This is a genomic window from Paenibacillus sp. VTT E-133280 (genome assembly GCF_002264385.1).
Taxonomy (GTDB): domain Bacteria; phylum Bacillota; class Bacilli; order Paenibacillales; family Paenibacillaceae; genus Paenibacillus_AQ; species Paenibacillus_AQ nitricinens.
Genome location: NZ_NFUX01000013.1, coordinates 15,006 through 31,607, shown reverse-complemented (window position 1 = coordinate 31,607; position 16,602 = coordinate 15,006). Strand labels below are relative to the sequence as shown.

At 42.3% G+C, this 16,602-nt stretch carries 19 protein-coding genes and 1 tRNA gene; 2 read left to right on the top strand and 18 right to left on the bottom strand.

Annotated features, from left to right (window positions below; all coding sequences use genetic code 11):
* Positions 1-10: 10 nt before the first annotated feature.
* The 10 genes from CA600_RS08185 to rpsF all read right to left on the bottom strand — a co-directional run bounded on the left by CA600_RS08185 (position 11) and on the right by rpsF (position 10,019).
* Entirely contained in the window at positions 11-928 is a 918-nt protein-coding gene (locus tag CA600_RS08185; protein WP_094869736.1) for a DUF2232 domain-containing protein, read from the bottom strand.
* Positions 929-934: 6 nt separating this feature from the next.
* Complete coding sequence (locus CA600_RS08180) at positions 935-1,237, bottom strand: MazG-like family protein (RefSeq protein ID WP_170880353.1); 303 nt, start codon at positions 1,235-1,237, stop codon at positions 935-937.
* 213 nt (positions 1,238-1,450) lie between these two features.
* Positions 1,451-1,876 carry a CBS domain-containing protein gene (locus CA600_RS08175; RefSeq protein WP_042193039.1) on the bottom strand — a complete coding sequence of 142 codons (426 nt, stop codon included), beginning with the start codon at positions 1,874-1,876 and terminating at the stop codon, positions 1,451-1,453.
* Positions 1,877-2,069: 193 nt separating this feature from the next.
* Positions 2,070-3,110, bottom strand: a complete 1,041-nt coding sequence (locus tag CA600_RS08170) for an LCP family protein (protein ID WP_179281570.1) — start codon at positions 3,108-3,110, stop codon at positions 2,070-2,072.
* Positions 3,111-3,425: 315 nt separating this feature from the next.
* Positions 3,426-4,370 (bottom strand): D-alanyl-D-alanine carboxypeptidase family protein, encoded by a 945-nt coding sequence (locus CA600_RS08165; protein WP_094869735.1) that lies wholly within the window; start codon positions 4,368-4,370, stop codon positions 3,426-3,428.
* 74 nt (positions 4,371-4,444) lie between these two features.
* Positions 4,445-6,175: an oligopeptide ABC transporter substrate-binding protein gene (opp4A, locus tag CA600_RS08160; protein ID WP_094869734.1), complete on the bottom strand. Its 1,731-nt coding sequence runs from the start codon at positions 6,173-6,175 to the stop codon at positions 4,445-4,447.
* 201 nt (positions 6,176-6,376) lie between these two features.
* Positions 6,377-8,332, bottom strand: a complete 1,956-nt coding sequence (locus CA600_RS08155; RefSeq protein WP_094869733.1) for an endonuclease MutS2 — start codon at positions 8,330-8,332, stop codon at positions 6,377-6,379.
* A gap of 553 nt (positions 8,333-8,885) precedes the next feature.
* Positions 8,886-9,158 carry a 30S ribosomal protein S18 gene (gene rpsR / locus CA600_RS08150; RefSeq protein WP_036651767.1) on the bottom strand — a complete coding sequence of 91 codons (273 nt, stop codon included), beginning with the start codon at positions 9,156-9,158 and terminating at the stop codon, positions 8,886-8,888.
* Positions 9,159-9,179: 21 nt separating this feature from the next.
* Positions 9,180-9,686, bottom strand: coding sequence for a single-stranded DNA-binding protein (gene ssb / locus CA600_RS08145; protein WP_036677780.1), 507 nt, complete (start codon positions 9,684-9,686; stop codon positions 9,180-9,182).
* A gap of 48 nt (positions 9,687-9,734) precedes the next feature.
* A complete protein-coding gene (gene rpsF / locus CA600_RS08140) occupies positions 9,735-10,019 on the bottom strand; it encodes a 30S ribosomal protein S6 (RefSeq protein WP_036677776.1) in 285 nt (94 codons plus the stop codon).
* A gap of 214 nt (positions 10,020-10,233) precedes the next feature.
* Between rpsF and CA600_RS08135 the strand changes: the two genes are divergently transcribed.
* Positions 10,234-10,431, top strand: a complete 198-nt coding sequence (locus CA600_RS08135; RefSeq protein WP_042131720.1) for a YjzC family protein — start codon at positions 10,234-10,236, stop codon at positions 10,429-10,431.
* A gap of 371 nt (positions 10,432-10,802) precedes the next feature.
* On the opposite strand, the gene CA600_RS08130 is transcribed toward CA600_RS08135, so the two are convergent.
* The 4 genes from CA600_RS08130 to CA600_RS08115 form a co-directional block, all read right to left on the bottom strand.
* A tRNA-Ser gene (locus CA600_RS08130) sits at positions 10,803-10,893 on the bottom strand.
* Between the two features lie 43 nt (positions 10,894-10,936).
* Positions 10,937-11,149 (bottom strand): DUF951 domain-containing protein, encoded by a 213-nt coding sequence (locus CA600_RS08125; RefSeq protein ID WP_094869732.1) that lies wholly within the window; start codon positions 11,147-11,149, stop codon positions 10,937-10,939.
* Complete coding sequence (locus tag CA600_RS08120) at positions 11,149-12,177, bottom strand: mechanosensitive ion channel family protein (RefSeq protein WP_094869731.1); 1,029 nt, start codon at positions 12,175-12,177, stop codon at positions 11,149-11,151. The genes CA600_RS08125 and CA600_RS08120 overlap by 1 nt, the downstream gene beginning before the upstream one ends.
* Positions 12,178-12,192: 15 nt before the next feature.
* Positions 12,193-12,444 (bottom strand): DUF3343 domain-containing protein, encoded by a 252-nt coding sequence (locus tag CA600_RS08115; protein ID WP_094869730.1) that lies wholly within the window; start codon positions 12,442-12,444, stop codon positions 12,193-12,195.
* Between the two features lie 118 nt (positions 12,445-12,562).
* Here CA600_RS08115 and yyaC point away from each other — a divergent pair, with 118 nt between their 5' ends.
* A complete protein-coding gene (yyaC, locus tag CA600_RS08110) occupies positions 12,563-13,168 on the top strand; it encodes a spore protease YyaC (protein ID WP_094869729.1) in 606 nt (201 codons plus the stop codon).
* Here yyaC and CA600_RS08105 read toward each other — a convergent pair.
* From CA600_RS08105 to CA600_RS08090, 4 genes are all read right to left on the bottom strand, one after another.
* Entirely contained in the window at positions 13,143-13,643 is a 501-nt protein-coding gene (locus CA600_RS08105; RefSeq protein WP_094869728.1) for a DUF4446 family protein, read from the bottom strand. The genes yyaC and CA600_RS08105 overlap by 26 nt on opposite strands.
* Before the next feature lie 20 nt (positions 13,644-13,663).
* Complete coding sequence (locus tag CA600_RS08100; protein WP_094869727.1) at positions 13,664-14,824, bottom strand: aminotransferase class V-fold PLP-dependent enzyme; 1,161 nt, start codon at positions 14,822-14,824, stop codon at positions 13,664-13,666.
* Between the two features lie 110 nt (positions 14,825-14,934).
* Positions 14,935-15,777 carry a ParB/RepB/Spo0J family partition protein gene (locus CA600_RS08095; RefSeq protein ID WP_094869726.1) on the bottom strand — a complete coding sequence of 281 codons (843 nt, stop codon included), beginning with the start codon at positions 15,775-15,777 and terminating at the stop codon, positions 14,935-14,937.
* Entirely contained in the window at positions 15,770-16,531 is a 762-nt protein-coding gene (locus CA600_RS08090; RefSeq protein WP_094869725.1) for a ParA family protein, read from the bottom strand. Before CA600_RS08090 ends, CA600_RS08095 begins: the two co-directional genes overlap by 8 nt.
* Between the last annotated feature and the right edge of the window lie 71 nt (positions 16,532-16,602).

Below are 16,602 nucleotides of genomic sequence, written 5' to 3'. Positions count from 1 at the left end.
AACTCTCACCCTATCGTTTCGATTTCGTCACATACTCCCGCAGCGGGAAAGCAAGATCAATAATACCGATAATGCGTAGCGGCGGCAGCAAAATGACCGGTATTGCTAGCAAAATGGCAACCATCTTGTTCCATTTGCGTTCATGCGCCAGGAAGAAGAAAAATCCAATCGCCTGAATCATAAAGCCAATTCGCAGCAACGGCAGTAGATTAGCAGAAATCATGAGGATGTAATTATTCTCTGATCCTGAGAAGAAGAGCTGAAGAACCACACCAATCAAATAATACCAAATAAACGATCTCGAAAGTCTCCATTCACGAGCAGGCTTCATCTTAGGCACTGCATAATTCATGCTGTTCAGAATCGGACGAACAATAGAATGCGTAATGACAGCTATCATGAAAGAGCTTACGATTAGAGTCATTGGGATCATTTGAACCGTCATATGACTTAGCTTGTTTACATCCTCAGTCGTAAAACCAAGGTCCGTAAACAGTGGATTAGCGGTACCCAGATCAGACAGAGGCGAGTTAACCATCTGCAGCACATCGTTCACATAGGTAGACAAATCAAAATTAAATAACGCCGTACCGAGTAATAAGAGTACCAGGAATTCTCCAAGAATCGTAACTGTACCTGCAATCACGGTAGATACTGCTGAAGCATGTCTTTTATACCAACGTCCCATAACCAGAGCAGGTATTAAGAAATACGCCGCGATCAGCACATAAATAGGTGTAATCAGACCAACAATCAGCAACACCGGTAATACATGTAGAACGAATTGTTTGGTGTTCAGCGTAGTGAATAACACTACTGCCGGAACAATCATAAATAGGGTAGTGATGATGAGCAATGGAGTCGTTAAACTAAGCAGCAAAAGTAAGTACGCTACACTCCAAGCCACAGATGACCAGCGAAATTTCAACAGTATTCACCTCTTACGCATATGTTCTTCTAAAGCAGATATATCTTGATACCATTCTTCCAGTTGATGCCCTTCCTGCTTATGCTTTCTGAGCTTCTCGAGTAGCAAGTCATCTAATTGCCGATAAGGAATCCCTAGTCTGCGGCCCAAAATATAAGAGCTCATAATCAAACTAGCCAGGCTGTCCCCCACACGGGTAGTACTGCCTTCCCATAACGCTTTAAATAACCGAGAAACTTGGTCAATCACTTCTGTTTTTAACCATTCAATTACCTTGGCGCGTTTAGCTACATCCAGATCCTTCGGCACATTGGACACGTCTCTCTACCTCCGGCAAAAAGCTTTATTCTCAATTATAGCATAAAAAATTCCGTGTCACACAAGGGCGCCCCGCGCACCTTAAGTATGCTTCAACAAGGGATGAACTAGTACTTCTTACATTTTTAAAAAAGACCTGCTTTCCGTTATCGCCGGAAATACAGGCCTTGTTCCGATTGCTTCTATTACCGCGAATAAATTGGGCTATAATGACTCTTGTGATTGTTTTGATACAAATTTCTCACAATATTCTATGACTTGACTCCGGCGAACGATGCCAATAAACCGGTTCATATCATCGACTACAGGAACAAAGTTCTGTACCTTAGCCAAATTAATCAGATCTTCCATATCCGCATCAATCGACACAGGTCTGTTATTCATTCTCAACGGCAAATCTTTAAGCAAGAATTTTGAAGCGTTCTCGAAAGTAACCTTGCCCTCGGATTCCTTCATATACCAGAGCAGATCACCCTCTGTAACCGTACCAGCATATTCTCCATTTCGGTTAAGAATAGGGACAGCAGTATAACGGTGATACTCCATCCTCTCCAACGTTTGGCGTAGCGTTGAATCGATCGTTACGCAAGCGACTTCCTGTTTCGGAAGTAAAAAAAATGCAATATTCATCTCTTGATCCTCCTCAAAGAGTTCCGAAGGAATTACGGTTCTTTAACTTCCTTTTACTGCCATGCAAAATTATTAATACGTGGCAGCTTAATAATAGTTCCAATACATTATAGCATGAAGACAGTAAGCAGCAGCCATAAGAATGTGAATGGCTGCTGCAATTAATTATATGAGTTTGAACTCCACTTTAGAATTATTGCGTAACTGCTGTTGATTTAGGCTCCAGTGCATTACTTGCTTTTCCCGGCTCAATTAGCTGATCTACAGGTGTTGCCGCACTCATCCAGTTGTCGATCATCGCCTTAGCTTCACTCAAATCCTCTTCATCAACGATATCATAATAAACACCATCCATACGTTTACCTTCGCCCATGACTGTGAAGCTTGAGATATCCATGCCTTTTCCGCCCATGAATTTTTTGGCTAGACTGATGATCATCGAAGGCTCTATATCAGTTTTGAAATTATCTCCCATAATATCCAACAACTTCGGAATGTTGCCAATTTGACTGATGGATAACATTTTATTTGCTACGACATCAATAAAAACCTGTTGACGTTTGGTACGGTTAAAGTCACTATCCTCACGATAACGCGTATAGTTCAGTGCTTCTTGTCCGTTATAAAGCGACTTGTTAGCTTCAATTGTAAACTTTTCATGATCCTTACCTTTGTTCACAATGTCTTTCTTAATCGGCAGCGGAACGCCTCCAATAGCATCTACAGCATCCTTGAGTCCTTGGAAATTTATTGTCGCATAATATTGAATATCATGACCAAGCAGTGCTTCTAGGGAATCCTTGGCCATCTGTTGCCCCCCAAAAGCATAGGCATGTGTAATCTTATCCTTTTTATTATCCTTATGACCTATAATTTCTGTATACGTATCACGCGGAATAGAAATAAGCAGGATCTTATAGTCCTCAGGACGAACAACAGCGTACATCATGGTATCTGAACGTGCCGTTTCATTATCACGTTGATCGGTACCTAAGAGCATGATTGAGAACGGATCGCTCTTGTACACAACCGGTTCTGGCTTAACCTTGTTATCATCCTTGAGTGGCTGGTAAGATTCTTCCTTTAGCTTAGTTTCAACCCGATCAGACAAAAAGAGGTCGAAGGCTAATACAGCCAGGGAATTCCGAAACAGAAAGCCTCCCGCTATAATAACAACGAGAACAATGAGGGCGATATATCTTTTCTTTATTTTTTTCATCTTTGATTGCTTCATTTTTGATTCCTTCTTTATTGTAGAATAATTGCTTGCCATATATATAATGCTTCCTGAATCTTTATCAGGCAGTCATGACTTTATTTCTCACGGCGATCAACTGTCCCTTATTCCATTATCTTATTGTCCCCCCTTTCAGGAAATTCAGGTCATTCAAAATTATAGAAAAAAAGTTTTTGGCGGCTCTAAAATAATGTGGACTAAAACAATATTTCTATTGTAATCACTAAATGGATAAAAAGAAACCACAAATAACGACATGAATAGGGAAAAAGCACCAAACCAAGTAATAAATACTGGTATGGCGCTCCGACTTTAGTTCCTAATTGTGAGCGGATTCATCATATGTTTAACCCGATCTCCGGATTGTAAACCACGAAAAAATCCGTAATCAAATAATTTTGCTGCACCTTCAAATCGGCTCTCATATGTCTTTGCCCCCATAACAACTGCAATAAGCCTATGCCCGTCCCGCTGAGCCGAGCCTGCAATGCAGTATCCTGCCCGGGTATTGTGTCCAGTCTTTAAACCATCTGTACCCTCATAAGCGTAAATGCCACCCATAGCTGGCAACATGAAATTGCTATTACTTACATATAACCCCTTATCCTTCAAATGCATTTGTGTACGGCTAGAAATATTGAGAATATCCGGATGATGATAGATTAGTGCGGCAGCCAGTTTAGCGGTATCACGAGCTGTCATCATTGTCTCACCGCTGACATGCATATTCGGATCAGTGAAACCAAGATCCTTACCTGATAGTCCCGTTGCATTAGTAAATATTGTGCGAGTAGATAAACCTAGACTACGTGCCTTGTCGTTCATCATGAGCACAAAAGAGGCTTCTGAACCAGCCATAAACTCTGCCAATGCAACAGTAGCATCGTTCGCAGAATATATAGTGACTCCTTCAAATAATTCCCTTATAGTATAGAATTCTCCCCGCTTCAATGAGAGACTTGTGCCGCCCATTTTACTTGCATAGGCACTAATTGGGACTCTATCCTCCCATCTAATCATTCCAGAGGAGATTTGATCCAGCACAATCATTTCTGTCATTAATTTAGATACACTGGCCGGTGGCATGGGTACATCACCATTAATATCCACCCATATATCTCCGGTATCCATATCTAGAAGCACTGCTGATTCGGCGTCAATATTCGGTTTAAAACCAAGCCCTGTTGGCCTCCATACCGCAATCAAGACAACGACTAATACAGCTGCGATTGCCCCCACTACTATCCGTCTCTTCATCGTCGTCATCCTCCATACTATATATGACGAATGAAACTACAATTTGATTTCACTTTTCACAAAAAATTATTATTTTATTTTTCGTCCTCTTCCTTAATCCACCATTTATAAGGGTCTATAATCGTACTGATAGAATTCACACGAATGCCCTGTAGGCGCTTATTTACTGGAACAATGGCTTTTCGTTCGGCAAAAAAGATCATAGGTACCTCTTCATTAACCAGCTTCTGCCACTCATAATATATTTCTTTACGATAATCCATGTCGTATGCCTTCATACTTACGCCTTCACGAATCAGCTCTTCATTCCGCTCTGAAGACCAACGTGGATAGTTCCATAGATCATTTTCTCTCCATAGACCTGTTGGATCGGGATCACTCGCAAGCCCCCATACTCCGTAAAAGAGTTCAATTGACGGATCGTCGGCTTCCACTGCGTCGTAAAAGTTGTGGAATTCCTTTAATGCTCCACCGTTTAGCTGTACATCTAGTCCAACATCACGCCAATTTCTTAAAATAGCTTTGGCACGTAGCTCTGCTGTTTGACTGCCTAGCATAGAATCAAAATGGATCTTCAGCTTCTGACCCTTTGGGTCTTCCCGTAATCCATCACCGTCTAGATCCAAGAACCCGGCAGCATCCAGCAGTTCTTTAGCCTTAGTAGGATTATAAAGATAAGTATTAATCTCAGTATCAGGAATCTTCGCCCAGCTAGTGCTAGATATTGGAGTCTCTATAGGCTCAGCTAGACCGTGGGAATATGCTTTAATGATTCCTTCACGATCTAAAGCATAATACATAGCTTGCCGTAATCTTTTATCTTTAAATTTAGGGTTATCCATTACAATTTTTTCGGTTTTCGTATCCCAATGCCCGAACTTAAAACCTATATATTCATAGCCCAGCTCAGCAGTTTGCAGGATGTTTACATTCTCCAGTTTATTTAGATCATCATAAGCATCACGAGGGGCTGACTCTATATCGATTTCTCCTGTTTGAAAGCGTTCAGTCACTTCCTTATCGTCAAATGCCTTATACACTATCCCATCCAATAGGGCTTTGCCCTTATAATATTGATCAAAACGTTTCATTTCTACCCTCTGGCCAGGCTGAATATGTTCAACCTCAAAAGCACCAATGCCTATAGGAGATTTTCGCATCTGGTCACTTTCAGGCATATCTTTAACAGCAATTCCAGTATAGTATTTTTTATTCATCGGATAGGGCCACAGACTATCGATTGTGTTTACCCGTGCAGCCGTTACAGTTATTTTCAAAGTATAAGGATCTATGACCTTCAATCCCGATATGCTCTTCGCTTCTCCCTCATGATAGGCTTCTGCACCCTGAATCATTTCAACACTATAATAATGCGAGCCCGTATAATCTGGACTAGCAATCGTTTCAATTGCGAATTTCCAATCCTCTACCGTTAATTCATCACCATTATGCCAACGGATGCCCGGTTTAATTTTAAAGGTAAATACTTTATGATCATCAGATTCCTGCCAAGAGGCGATATTAGGAACCGTCACTAGTTCATCATTAACCTGAAACATCGGCTCAGTAATAAACTCCAGCACATGAAAATCATCTTCCCCTTCATAAAAAGCAGGCTCAAACAAACCCGTAAATGGTGAGGAGAATCCGTAGGTAACTACTCCACCAGCCTGTGGCTTATCGTCTACTAAATTATGGCGCGAAGATAATGGATTACTGCTGGAAGTTGCCCTACTACATGCTGACAATAAAGTTGCCATCACGAGCAGCGTTAACAACAACCTGCATATTTTCTTATTATTCATGTGTTTCTTCCCTTCTCTAGTTGAACATATATCTACATATAAGCTATGGAATATAAATAGTTTCACTGTAACAAAGTTTTTCTGGCGTTACAATAACTTCTAAGCCCTAGGCCTTTACTCCTGCTTGAATTTCACATATTTCGTTATATCTAAAAAAAAGACCTGTCTTTTGGACAGATCTTCATTGCATTTATTCTTCCTTTATTCTTCCTCTCTATGCGTAATCCTTAGACCCTCAACATGTTTACGCTGCATCAATTTGCGCTTTTTACGAGTATCTTTACTCTCAAAAATAACATCAAAGTCATACTCCTCCGGATATAACTCCTCTTTTGAAAGGTATGGCTTCAACCGCTTATGGTTAATTCTCAGCTTTTGCTTCTGGATCATCACGCCAACCATTCCTAAATGATCTCTCTTCTCATACACGATCCCTGTCCGGCCGAGTGAAGTTACCACAACTGCATCTCCAATTTCAAATTGGACGACCAGCTTCTCCTTGCTGCTGACGGATGGAGTAACCTCCTCTTCTGTGTTGTCATTTGCCTCTACGGCGTGCTTAACATGCCCCTTCTCTCCCTCTTTGCTAAAAAGACTTCCCCAAGCCTCACCGCCGCCTTTCTGCAACCTTTGTTGCTGCGCCTCTACGATTTCCCATGATCGCTTGATAACGTTATCCTGTATCCCCAGCTTCTTTGCAATTTGCAGCGCGTAACTCTCCCCCGCTTCTCCAATCGTTAATCGATACAACGGCTGTAGTGTTTCTTTGTCGAATTCCATTCTTGCGTTTTGAAAGCCAGTCGTTGCAGCAGCAAAGGCTTTTAACTCATTAAAATGTGTGGTAACAATAATATTTGCCCCTTTACGGCTCAGCTCTTCCAGAATCGCGATAGAGAGCGCAATGCCTTCCCCGGGATCCGTACCAGCCGCCAGCTCGTCAATGAGCAGCAGCACACCTTTAGATGCATCTCTCAGCATCCCCTCAATACTCTTCATTTGCGCCGAAAATGTACTAAGTGATTGTGCCAAACTTTGTCCGTCGCCGATTACACTGATCACATCTGTAAAAATAGTAAATTCGCTGCCCTCCTCGACCGGAATTAACAGCCCTGATTGAGCCATGATCGTCAGTAGCCCCAGTGTCTTGAGGACTACAGTTTTGCCGCCTGTATTCGGACCTGTAATAATGAGGGATTTATAGCCCTTACCCACCTCCAAATTGATCGGAATCATCCCCTTCAGCATGGGGTGTCTGCCTCCGTTCATCTTAAGAAATCCTCTCGCGTTCAGAGTAACAGCAGATGCCCCCAGCGTTCGCGCATATTTAGCTTTGGCAAAAATAAAATCATAGGTGCCCGTAACCTCAATATTAAGCTGCAGTGCGGTCTGTTCCTGTTCTACCAAGCTAGTTAGCATGCTGAGGATTACAGCTTCTTCTCGCGCCTCTTCCCCTAATAATAAATCAAGCTCTATCTGGAGGGCAGCGATCTCGTCTGGTTCGATAAACACCGTCTGTCCACTTGTGGATTGATCAAGAACAGATCCTTTTATTTGCTTATGATATTCTCGTTTTACGGGGATAACATAACGCCCACCCCGCTGGCTGTAGATATTCTCCTGTAAAATCGATTGATGGCGTGACATAATTCCGTCAATTTTTTTATGAAGACGTTCTTTAGCCACTACAATCCGTTTACGAACTCGCTCTAACCCCTTACTTGCCCCATCGTCAATCGCACCAAAACGGATACAGCGATCAATAGCCTCCCTCACGTCATTTAACTCCATCAGCGAGGATGCATATACTGCAATCCGTGGAGCACTCTGTTCTTTAGAGGCCATATATTTGCGCAGTTGACTACAGCTCTTAAGAAATGTAGCAACCGCAGTGAAATCTTGCTCACTATACAAATATCCAGTCCCCATTAAGGACATAATCCACTCAATGCCTTCTAATGAAGGAATGGGTACACTCGATCCTCGTTCCAGCAGTTCTTTAGCTTCAGAAGTTTCCTCCATTGCTCTTTGAATCGTCGGCAGAGAGGTCATTGGCATAAGCTCTCCTACAGCTTTTTTCCCTACATAAGATACTGCATGACGACCAAGTTCAGTTTTAATAATTTCGTATTCCAATGTGCTTAAGCTTTGTAAGTTCACAGCAAATCCTCCTTCAAATCTCTATTATTGGCTTAGACCTAATTCTCCCTAACGCAAAGAAGGGCAAAGAATGCCACTATGGCAGTCCTTGCCCTTCTTTTTATGCTGATGCCCCCTATGGTTCTAAGGCTCCCGAAATTGAAAACAGGTGCCGAAAAACAAAAAAACCGTGCATAAGAGCACGGTTAATTACAAAGAGAACAACAGCCGTAAAGAGGCCATTTGACGCTTCGTGTGTTCTTAACTAAATCATCCACCCGTAAGGAACAACAGACTGCTGCGTAATACGAACGCAAATAAAGCACGTAATCGCCTCATGACGAGCCTGCTAAAGTCTTCCTAATCAAGTGTTATGAAATTGCTAGTTAAGAACGTTCACCGACATCAAAATTTCCCCTTTAGTTATAGAATAGCTGTAATTTAACACATAACAGTGCCAACGTCAAACGATTCCACACCCAAATGATTTAATTTCATGCTTACCGCACTAATAATGCTTCCTTTTCTGCATACAAAAAAGCAGCCGGTTTCCCGACTGCTTTTATAAAACGTCCTATTCCGTTGTGTAAGGAAGCAACGCGATTTGACGCGAGCGTTTTACAGCAATGGTAAGAGCGCGTTGGTATTTTGCACTAGTACCTGTTACACGACGTGGCAAAATCTTTCCACGTTCGCTGATGAACTTCTTAAGAAGTTCGGTATCTTTATAATCAATGTGAGTAATCTTGTTCACAGTGAAAAAGCAAACTTTTTTACGCTTGTTGCGTCCACCACGACGTGCCGGTCTTTTGTCGTTGTCGGCGCCTTCTCTTGGTTTAAAAGCCATATTCTTTTCAGTCCTTCCTAATTAAAATGGCAAATCATCATCCGATATATCAATCGGTTTACCATCGCCCGAAAAAGGATCTTGAGTATTGTTGTTACGCGAGAAATTATTGTTGTTATTTCCGCGTCCAGCGTTACCACCGCCACCATATGCTGGCTCTTCAGGCATACTACTTGCACCACTTGAAGTATTTCCACCTTCACGGCTCTGTGAAGATTCCAGGAAACGAACATTATCAGCAATAACTTCAGTTACGTATACACGTTTGCCTTCGTTATTCTCATAATTCCGCACTTGGATGCGTCCTTCCACTGCTGTCAGACGACCTTTGCGCAAGTAATTGGCACAGGTTTCTGCTAGCTGTCTCCAGGTTACAACCGGGATGAAGTCTGCCTCACGTTCACCGTTCTGGCCCGTAAAGTTACGATCTACGGCTAGCGTAAATTGCGTTACGGCAACACCAGCGGGAGTATAACGAAGTTCCGGGTCACGGGTCAACCGTCCGATCAAAATGATACGGTTCAACAATTCTGGTCCCCTCCTTTAGAGCGATTCATTACAAAGCTTGTCAAGATCTTAAGCAACGTCGTTCGTAATGAGATAACGAATAACTTCGTCAGAAATCTTCATAAGACGTTCTAATTCAGTAACTACTGCAGGTTCTGCATTGAAGTTAACCAAAACATAAACGCCATCACGGAATTTCTTGATCTCATACGCAAGACGGCGTTTACCTTGCACTTCGTGCTTTGTAATTTCCCCGCCATTGGAGATGATGCCTTGGAATTTATCGACTGCTGCTTGAACGGCTTCTTGTTCAATGTCAGGACGAATAATGTACATCACTTCATATTTGCGCATAATTTTCACCTCCTTATGGTCTGAGGCCCCTAATCACGTCAGGAGCAAGGAACGAGCACAAACATAGACTCGCACCTGATTAATATACCAAAATGAACAGCAGAGTGCAAGCAATATTAATACAGGACAATCCATCACCCTCTTTTTACATGAAAAAAACACTACCTGCGCACAATAATTACGAATTCATCTACATTAAAAAGGAGGAATAATAATGGGTGAGAAGACGGAATATGAAGAAGGCGACAAAGCCCCCAATCCAGGCATGTATACAGAGGTAGGAGAAGCGCGAAGCTTCCATACTGAGATTTCAAATCCACAGCACATCAAGATGGAAAAAGGGGACACCTTCCCTGAGACCACCAACAAAAATCGGAAGTGGAAAAAGGTTGAAAAGGCACGGGTACATTAATTGAAAAATAAATGTGTATAAAAAAATCGATAATACACATACTATACTCAGGCAGTACAAAAGAGAGGTGTGGTTCCGTTGGCCGTCGTAGACGAACACAATCACAGGAGATCTGATTCAGCATCTATTGTAAGCTGGGAAGAGTAGTGGGTTATTGCCTTAAAAAAGCATTAGCCTCAGCAACGCCTAATTCACTTTAGTCGCTATAAACAGAGAAATTCCAAACATCATTGATGTACTGCCTCCTGAAGAAGGACCCGAAAGGGGCCTTCTTTTTGTGTTGTATAGAATTCGTTTATAGGCTATTATAGACACAAAAAAACCTCCGTTGCAGGAACGAAGGATTCATTAAAGGTTATATTATGCTGAAGTGGCGGAGAGGGTGGGATTCGAACCCACGCACGCTTTGACACGCCTAACTGATTTCGAGTCAGCCCCCTTGGGCCTCTTGGGTACCTCTCCGCAGCAAAAATAATTGTATCATGCAGACATGCCATTTGCAAGCTTAATTATTGTCTGTATTTTCCTCCAAAGAACGCAGTACCTTCTTCATATTCTTCTCGAATTTGGCACGGGGAATCAGGACACTATGCTGACAGCCTGTACATTTTATTCGGATATCCATCCCCATGCGAATAATTTCCATTTCATTAGATCCACAAGGATGCTGCTTCTTCATTTGTACTATATCCCCAAGCTGAAAAACTTTACGTTCCACTATTCTTCCCCCTCTTCTCCTTCTTGTGCAGCTGCGATTTGCCGTCTTGATCCAGTGTTTGCCGACCCTGTAACTTCTAGTGCATGTTCAGTTTTTGCAAGATCTATTTCAGCCTTCGCCTCTGCTTCTGCTTTCTTACGTGCTTCCTCTTCCGCTTGAGCCTGTTCCAGTGTGTTTTGTTTCTCTAGTGCCTGTTTGATATCGTTTTGAATTTGTCTTTCCGCTGCATCTCTTGCATTAGGAGCACAACTGGCTGCTATACGAATCACATATTCCGAGGTACTCATGGACTGTATACCGAGCACATTAGGGTAAGCAAGCACATTGGAGTTGCGCTCTTCTATTCCTTTTAGCGCCTCGCCAATTAATCCTAACGTAGCTTCCAAGCTTCGCTCCATTTTAACAGGAACATCAACTACAGCCAATGCATTGGAAAGAGAATAGTTCGTCACATTCGTAATTAGTCCATTAGGGATAATAAATACTTCTCCGGTAGCACTAAGAAGTCTTGTTGTTCGTAATCCGATTAATTCAACAGTTCCTTTATAAGTACCTGTCTGAATCACATCACCCACTGCAAATTGGTCCTCCAAAATAATAAAGAAGCCGGTAATAACATCCTTCACCAGACTTTGTGCTCCAAAACCTATTGCGAGACCGAGCACACCCGCTCCGGCCAACAAGGGTGCTAAGTCGAAGTGGAACTCTGAAAGAACGATCATGATCATCACAAAATTACAGATAACCGTTACTACATTTTTCATCAATTCGCCTACCGTAGTAAATCTTCGCGTGTTAGAGAGAATTCTGCCACCAGTTTTACGCTCAAGCGAACGATCAATAATATTAGAAACAATCTTAATGATAACCCTCGTTAAGAGGAAAATAATAAGAATTCGCAAACTTGCGAATAAGACATTAGCCCACATATCAGCATCGGTAAACCAATTCCACACCTTATCTTTAAAACGTAAAGCATCTTTTACAGCATCACCGGGAGTAGCAGCCTCCAATATCCACCTATTCATATCGTGTATTCCTCCCTACCTCTCAATCAGTATGTAGTTCTCGTTGTGTTTTCCGTAGATACCGCGAATCTCGATATTCTGCTCAGTTACAATCCTCTGCACCTCTACCAGCGCACTTTGATAAAACTGAATCGATATCGCGCACCCTGCCGTGATCTCTTTCGGGGTCGGGAATATATCAATCTCAATTTCTGCATATTCAAGCAACATTTCAGCACGAAGCGCCTGCTGGGTAGAGTCAAACGCGATCAACATCTCTTCTTGCATTTACGTTACGCCTCCCATAGGTTTATCGTCCTATCTCTTGCCGTTGTAGTATAAAACCCCTCTTCTATCCATATACTAGATACCATCAAATAGAATCAGCCTCAGAAAGGAAGATAGTATGAATTTTCCATCCAAAGCTACATCAGCGCAAGAAACATCCTGTTTAAAAATATCACATACCGATCCCGATATCTATTCTGCTATTACACACCGACTACTTTTCCATTTTGCACGTACACGCCCTGAGACACAGATTGTCGTCATTTGTGTGGGTACAGACCGATCCACAGGAGACTCTCTTGGTCCTTTAGTTGGTACTGCATTGTCACGTTTTCATAGTCCGCTGTTTCATTTATATGGAACGCTTGAAAATCCTGTCCATGCCGTTAATCTTGAGGAAACTTTGACCCTAATCAATGAAAAATATAGCAACCCTTTTGTCATCGGTATAGATGCTTGTTTAGGTCACTCTACTAGCGTGGGCTGTATCCAAGTTGTTGAAGGACCTCTACGACCGGGCGCTGGCGTAAATAAACAATTGCCGCCGGTAGGTGATATCCATTTGACAGGAATCGTTAATGTCGGCGGCTTTATGGAGTATTTCGTATTACAGAACACGCGATTAAGTTTAGTGATGCGATTATCTGATATTATAGCGACAAGTCTATATTCTGCCTTAAAGCAATGGAATCTTCATGCTAGGTCCGCTGCAACGCGAGAGTAACGACTTCTTTTTCTTCAGGTGATAGCACATATTGTGATTCACCATTCTGCATAGGTTTAGAGTAAATGTAAGAATTCTCACGATTATGAAGACTGGTTAATACAATGCCACTGCTGTTGTCATCCAGTATAGCGACTGAGAAACTCAGATCATTGCCACGTTCACCAAAGGCATTATAACGCTTCAGCGCAATATTGGACTTCATGCCACGCATTCTAGTTTGAGTTGCTTCTAATACGGATTTTTGCTCACGTTGTTCTTCTTCCAGCATGTCGCTTTGGTTCTTCAGATCAATTAGAAGGCCTTCCAGATCCTCCACACCGTTCCCAGCCATCATGGCCTCATATTTACGCCGCATAGCACGCAGCTTAGCCCCCTGGGCGATCACAGTGATTACCAGCACCAACATAATTACTGTAAAACCAAACACAAACCACTGCAACTGCTCACTAATTAATTGATTTAATTCAGACATGAATGGACCATCCTTTTTATTCATCTGCTGCGGGCATTGCCATATAACTCATCCATAGCAGCCAGCATTCTGCTTATATTATGCTCTGTCGTATCTACACCTACACTCGCCCGAACAGCACCACTCTCTAGCGTATCAACTGCCTTATGTGCCAAAGGGGTACAATGCATACCTGCTCTAACCGCTATTTTATAATCACGATCTAGACGGTGAGCGATATTCGCTGACTCTTCTCCATCCACCACAAACGATACAATACCCGTTCTTGGAGCGCCTAGTGAGGGTCCTAATAGTCTAATGCTCGGGATGTGAGACAAACCCTCCATTAGCCTTTGAGTTAACGCCCACTCTCTCTCATGAATAACGCTCATCCCTAAAGATTGTACCTTTTGAACACCTGCTAGTAAACCGGCAATCCCTACCGTATTTTGCGTCCCTGCTTCATACCGATCTGGACGAACATTGGGCTGTTCGCTATTTTCCGATTGACTACCTGTCCCTCCATACATTAAGGGTTCAAGATCCAATTCAGGTGATATATAAAGTCCGCCGGTTCCTTGTGGTCCAAGTAGTCCTTTATGCCCCGGAAATGCCAATAAGTCTATATTCATTTTTTTAACATCAATATCAAGTGAACCCGCGCTTTGAGCTGCATCTACCAGAAATACGGCGCCATGAGATTTAACGATATCGCCAATATCGTTAATAGGCAGTATGCTTCCAAGTAAATTGGAGCTATGATTGCAAATGACCAGTTTGGTGTTTAAGCGAAAAGCATTTTCGAGTTCTAGTAAATCCAATTGTCCTTCACGATCTACTTTTAGATAGTCCACTTTTATCCCTAGAGTCTTACGCAAGTATTCCAGCGGCCGTCTCACAGAATTGTGTTCTGTCATGGTTGAAATCACGTGATCTCCCGCTTTAAGCGTCCCTCTGATCGCCATATTTAAACTCATCGTAGTATTATGGGTAAAAGCTATATCTTGCGCATTAGATACACCGAACAACTTAGCCAGCGCACTCCGTGTTCTTACTAACACTCGGCCGCTTCCTATCGCTAGCGAGTAATTCCCTCTACCAGCATTCGCTCCTGACTGCAGAGCATTCATCATCGCAGCTGCAACCTCTGGTGGTTTAGGCCATGAGGTAGCGGCATGATCCAGATATACGAAGTCTTCCATAACCTCGCTCCTCGTCTATTACCCTTTTTTAATCAACTTATTCAAAAAAACATACCCCTAATTATCCGATTAAGGATATCTCAGGATATGTTCTTAGCATAGATACCCATTTAGTTACCCAATAATTCCAACAATCTTTCTAAATCCTGAGTACTGTAGTAATTCAGTTCAATCTTCCCTTTTTCCTTACCCTGTTTTATTTTCACCGTTGTTTTAAAACGTTCACGCAATACTTCCTCTACATTATCAATATAGGGATCACGTTTAACAACTTTCACTTTAACTCCATTTGCAGGTTTACGGTCTAAGTTCTTCACTGTTTCTTCTAATTCTCTGACGCTCCACTGTTGTTCCACGCATTGTTCGGCCAGTTGTTTAATCACTTCTGGATCCTTTAAAGCAACAATCGCCCGTGCATGCCCCATTGACATTGTTCCACGTGAAACATATTCTTTTACTTCTTCAGGTAAAGAAAGCAATCTCAGGAAGTTGGCGATATGTGATCTGGACTTTCCCACCTTAAGCGAGAGTTCTTCCTGCGTAAGTGAAAATTGATCCATTAGGCCTTGGTAAGCCACAGCAATTTCCATTGCATTTAAGTTCTCACGTTGTAAGTTCTCGATTAATGCAATCTCCATGACCTGTTGATCACTAAGATTTCTAACGACTGCTGGAATTGTAGCTTTGCCACAATATTGCGAGGCCCGGAATCTGCGTTCGCCGGCAATGATCTCATACCCCTTCAATACGCTACGAACAATGATCGGCTGGATCACGCCATGTTGTCTGATCGATTCTGCTAGTTCTTGAATGGCCTCTTCATTAAAATCTTTGCGCGGTTGATATGGATTAGCCCGGAGTTGAGCTAAAGGGATCTCAACTACCTTATCATCTTCATTAATTGATAAAGAAGGGATTAGCGCATCCAGACCTTTTCCTAAACGTTTACTCATAAGAAATCACTTCCTTTGCCAACTCTAAATACACTTCTGCTCCTTTAGAGCGAGGATCATAAGTAATAATGGATTGCCCATGAGACGGCGCCTCACTTAACCGGACATTCCGAGGAATAATCGTTCTATATACTTTTTCTTGGAAATACTTCTTAACCTCTTCTATTACTTGAATTCCCAGATTGGTACGGGCATCAAGCATAGTCAATAATACTCCCTCTATCTTCAGATGCGGGTTGAGATTTTTTTGCACCAGACGAACGGTGTTTAATAGCTGACTCAAGCCCTCAAGCGCATAATATTCACACTGTATCGGGATGATTACCGAATCCGCTGCAGTAAGGGAATTGATCGTCAAAATTCCCAGTGAAGGCGGACAATCGATGATAATATAATCATAATTATTTTTAACCGCATTTAGCGCCTTCTTTAGCTTTAGCTCTCTGGAAATCGTTGATACCAACTCAATCTCCGCGCCTGCCAATTGAATCGTCGCCGGAATGATATGCAGCCCTTCATTTTGAGTTTCCAGTATGGTTTCTAGAGGATTTACCTCATTTATAAGAATGTCATATATACAATTCGCCACGTCAGCCTTGTTGATGCCAACGCCGCTAGTAGTGTTACCTTGAGGATCGATATCAACTAGAAGCACTCTTTTTCCTAATGTAGCCATACCGGCACCTAGGTTCACGGAGGTTGTTGTTTTACCGACACCGCCTTTTTGATTTGCTATGGCAATAATCTTGGACACTTATTTCACCTCGAATAGTTAGGAAGAATCTTCTCGTAGATCGCAAGTACAAATGTTCCTGACGCTGATGT